Annotated in this window: 4 protein-coding genes and 1 pseudogene; all 5 read left to right on the forward strand. The window is 54.8% G+C overall.

The window, feature by feature from the left end:
- Positions 1–971: efflux RND transporter permease subunit (locus tag ACIQ0G_RS10585; RefSeq protein ID WP_397577870.1), on the forward strand; the 971-nt coding region annotated here is incomplete at its 5' end.
- A 10-nt stretch (positions 972–981) separates the two neighbouring features.
- A complete protein-coding gene (gene msrA / locus ACIQ0G_RS10590) occupies positions 982–1,521 on the forward strand; it encodes a peptide-methionine (S)-S-oxide reductase MsrA (RefSeq protein WP_397577871.1) in 540 nt (179 codons plus the stop codon).
- Positions 1,522–1,552: 31 nt separating this feature from the next.
- Complete coding sequence (galU, locus tag ACIQ0G_RS10595) at positions 1,553–2,422, forward strand: UTP--glucose-1-phosphate uridylyltransferase GalU (RefSeq protein WP_397577872.1); 870 nt, start codon at positions 1,553–1,555, stop codon at positions 2,420–2,422.
- Between the two features lie 103 nt (positions 2,423–2,525).
- Positions 2,526–2,759 carry a hypothetical protein gene (locus tag ACIQ0G_RS10600; RefSeq protein ID WP_397577873.1) on the forward strand — a complete coding sequence of 78 codons (234 nt, stop codon included), beginning with the start codon at positions 2,526–2,528 and terminating at the stop codon, positions 2,757–2,759.
- A 230-nt stretch (positions 2,760–2,989) separates the two neighbouring features.
- Positions 2,990–3,741: pseudogene (locus ACIQ0G_RS10605) on the forward strand (hypothetical protein); the annotation flags it as partial.

The raw sequence follows: 3,741 nt of genomic DNA on the forward strand, positions 1-3,741 counted from the left end.
TCGCCTTTGACCGTATTGACCTGGATATCCGCGTCGATGACGCAAAAGCGGCTCTGCTGGAGGTACCCGCAGGGGCCGCACGCCGCGCGGTCCGACTTGCCATCAGCGGTGAACGTGCCGGCACATTTAGGGACGAGGAGGGCGATAGCTATCCCATCATTGTGCGGCACCCGCTTACCGATACCCAGCCCATATCGGCGCTGGAATCGATCTATGTGTCCAACCGAAGCGGGCAGGCGGTTTCGTTGGCGGAAATTTCCAATCCGACGTTGGAATCAACACCGGCTGCAATTTACCGCTATAATCTGCAACGTAATGTCAGCGTCACGGCGCAGGTGTCCGACGGTGCGGTCATTTCAAAGGTGAACTTGGACGCGCAGAAGAAGATGGACGCTATTCCCCTTAAGCCGGGATACAGCATAGCGGTCGGCGGTGAGGCGGAAAAAATCAACGAAACATTCGCCGGATTTGGCCCGGTTGTCATCGTTGCCCTGTTTAGCATCTTCGCCATTCTGGTTGCCGAATTTGGCCGGTTCAAAGAGGCATTGGTTGTCGCGGGCGTTATCCCGTTGGGGACGTTTGGTGGCCTCATCGCGCTCCTTGTTACCGGCAACAATCTATCGTTCTTGGCCGTCATTGGCTTTATCGCGCTCATCGGGATTGAAATTAAAAACTCGATCCTGCTGGTCGATTTCACCAGCCAATTGCGCGCCAGCGGCTATGCCCTGCGTGAGGCGATTGAAAAGGCGGGAGAGGTGCGGTTCTTACCGGTGTTGCTGACATCGGTAACGGCCATTGGCGGGCTTATGCCACTCGCGCTTTTTGGCGGTAGCCTTTACGGGCCACTGGCGATCGTATTGATCGGGGGGTTGATTTCTTCGACTGTGCTATCACGTATCGTCACACCCGCCATGTATTTGCTGGTCGTCCGCGGGGATGTCGCGAAGGCGCCGGATTCCATTCAAGCTTGAGGATAAGCAGATGTCACATGATGAAGCGATTTTCGCCGGCGGTTGTTTCTGGTGCACCGAAGCTGTTTTTGGCCAGTTGGCCGGCGTGCACAGTGTACAAAGCGGCTATATTGGCGGGACGACGGTTGACCCCACATATAAAGAGGTTTGCGGCGGTCAAACGGGGCATGCAGAAGCCATCCGCATTGCCTTTGATGCCGAAGTCATCAGCTATGCCGATTTGCTGGAGATATTTTTTGCGACACATGATCCGACGCAGTTAAACCGTCAGGGGAATGACATCGGAACGCAATATCGGTCGGCCATTTTCCTGTTGAATGATGACCAACGTGCCGCCGCTGAAGCCGGCATTGCGAAAGCTGCGGCGGACTGGCCAGCGCCTATAGTCACTTCGATTGAAGGGCCTGCGACTTGGTATCCAGCCGAAGATTATCATCAGGAATATTGGGAAGGGGAAGGTCAGCGTAACGCATATTGCCTGGCCGTCATTCCGCCCAAGTTGGCAAAGCTTAAAAAGGGATTTGCCCAACGGCTCGCTGGCTCAGCATAGACAATGCAGATTGGCGCGTTAAGTATAGGTCATGACATATAAACCTGTTCGAAAAGCTATATTCCCGGTCGCGGGTCTCGGCACCCGCTTTTTGCCAGCGACTAAGGCCATTCCGAAAGAAATGCTGCCGATCGTCGACAGTCCGCTCATCCAATATGCGGTCGATGAGGCGCGGGAAGCGGGTATCGAGCAGATGATATTCGTGACGGGGCGTTGTAAGAGCGCAATTGAAGACCATTTCGATATCGCGTTCGAACTTGAGCACACAATGGCGGCGCGTGGCAAAGACACATCGGTGTTGGCGAGCTCACGCCTGACACCCGGCAACTGCGTGTATGTTCGGCAACAGGAACCACTGGGACTTGGGCACGCCATCTGGTGCGCGCGTGACATCATTGGTGACGAGCCCTTCGCCATATTCCTTCCCGATGAATTTATGCATGGCTCGCCGGGATGTATGAAGCAGATGGTCGACGCGTATCAGAACATTGGCGGCAATGTTATCAGCGTGCTTGAAGTGCCCCGCCACGCGGTATCCAGCTATGGCGTTATTGCCCCCGGCGAGGCACGCGGCGCGATTACTGAGGTGCTTGGCCTCGTTGAAAAGCCAAAGGTTGAGGACGCGCCATCGAACCTGATTGTTTCGGGGCGTTACATCCTTCAGCCCGAAGTGATGCATATTTTGGAAGGCCAAGAAAAAGGCGCTGGTGGCGAGATACAGCTGACTGATGCCATGGCGCAAATGCTCGGTAAGCAGCCGTTCCACGCCGTCACATTTGATGGAAATCGTTATGACTGCGGATCAAAAGTAGGTTACATCGAAGCCAACTTGGCGGTAGCGCTGCAAAGACCCGATATGGCAGATGAAGTTCGCGCCATTGCGGTCAATTTGTTAAAATAGGCCTGTTGCGCGAGATATTGGGGGTTTCCAAATGCGTTGGATAGTTTGTGCTTTGCTGTTTGTGCTCCTCCAAGGTTGCGTTGCTTCTATGGTGTCCAATGTTGTGACAGCACCGATTAAGGTCGTTTCGAAGACTGCGGATGTTTTGACTACCAGCCAATCCGAATCTGACGAAAAACGGGGCCGTGAATTGCGGAAACGTGAGGAAGCTATCGGGAAACTCGGCCGTCAACGTGCCAAGGCCCGCGAACGCTGTGCTGACGGTGATCGAGACGCCTGCGAAAAAGCAGCGGACTTGAGCGATCAGATTGAACGCGAACAGGATCGCGCACGGTAAACGCATTTGTCTGCTCGCTAGCAATGACTGTCGACAAACGGCTGATTTGCATCAAAACTTTGTATCTCGTCGATTGGTAACCCATTTGGTCGAACGCAGCTTTCGCCCAAGGCCTGCGGTCCGTTAGGGCATCGGCATAGACCGATGGGGAAGATGCCCGCGGGTTTCGTGGAGGGTTAATGCGCGTTTTTGAACTACGTCTGGCACTGTTGACGACGGCTATGGCTGTGATGACTGTACCGTCCCAAGCTGTTGCCAATGACAGCAGCGCAAATGCCGAGGCATCTTCAGTTCGGGCCGGTAGCCGGCAATTCGGGCCCGATTTTTTCACCACCTACGCCCCCGTCACCGCACTCGACATGGTGAAGCGCATCCCGGGATTTTCCATCAGTGAAGGCGAAGGGCGTCGCGGCTTTGGTGAAAATGCCGGTAATGTTCTGATCGATGGAGACCGGCCATCCACAAAGTCCGATGACGTGTGGACGATGCTGTCCCGGATTCCGGCAAGTCAGGTCCAATTTATTGAGTTGTCTGAGCAGGCGGGCGCGGACACCGAAACGCAGGGGCAAGGGCAAGTCATAAATATCGTCCGTAAGCGGACTGCAAAGGTCAACGGCACCTATGAAGGGACGATCATCGCTGGAACCCGCTATGGTTTCCAGCCATCATTGAACGCGTCAGCGACGCTGCGGCGGGGCGAAACAAGCTATGAACTGAACGTGTCATCTTATTCTGAACGGGTCTACGGATTTGGCCCCGAAGATTTTAAGACAGGCTCATCTGTCTTGCTGGAACGGCGCTTTTACAATGGCAAAGGCGGCCATGATCAAGCGGCCCTTGGCGGCGCCATCAAAACCAAATTGGGCGACAGCAAGGTCAACCTCAATGGCCAAGTGCGTTGGGATGACAGTTTCGACATTCGGGAGGCGGATTATTTCAATGGCTCCGGCGTGGACACCGCTGATGAGCTTTTGCTGCGCGG

The organism is Sphingorhabdus sp. (genome assembly GCF_044354325.1).
In the GTDB taxonomy this organism is placed as follows: domain Bacteria; phylum Pseudomonadota; class Alphaproteobacteria; order Sphingomonadales; family Sphingomonadaceae; genus Sphingorhabdus_B.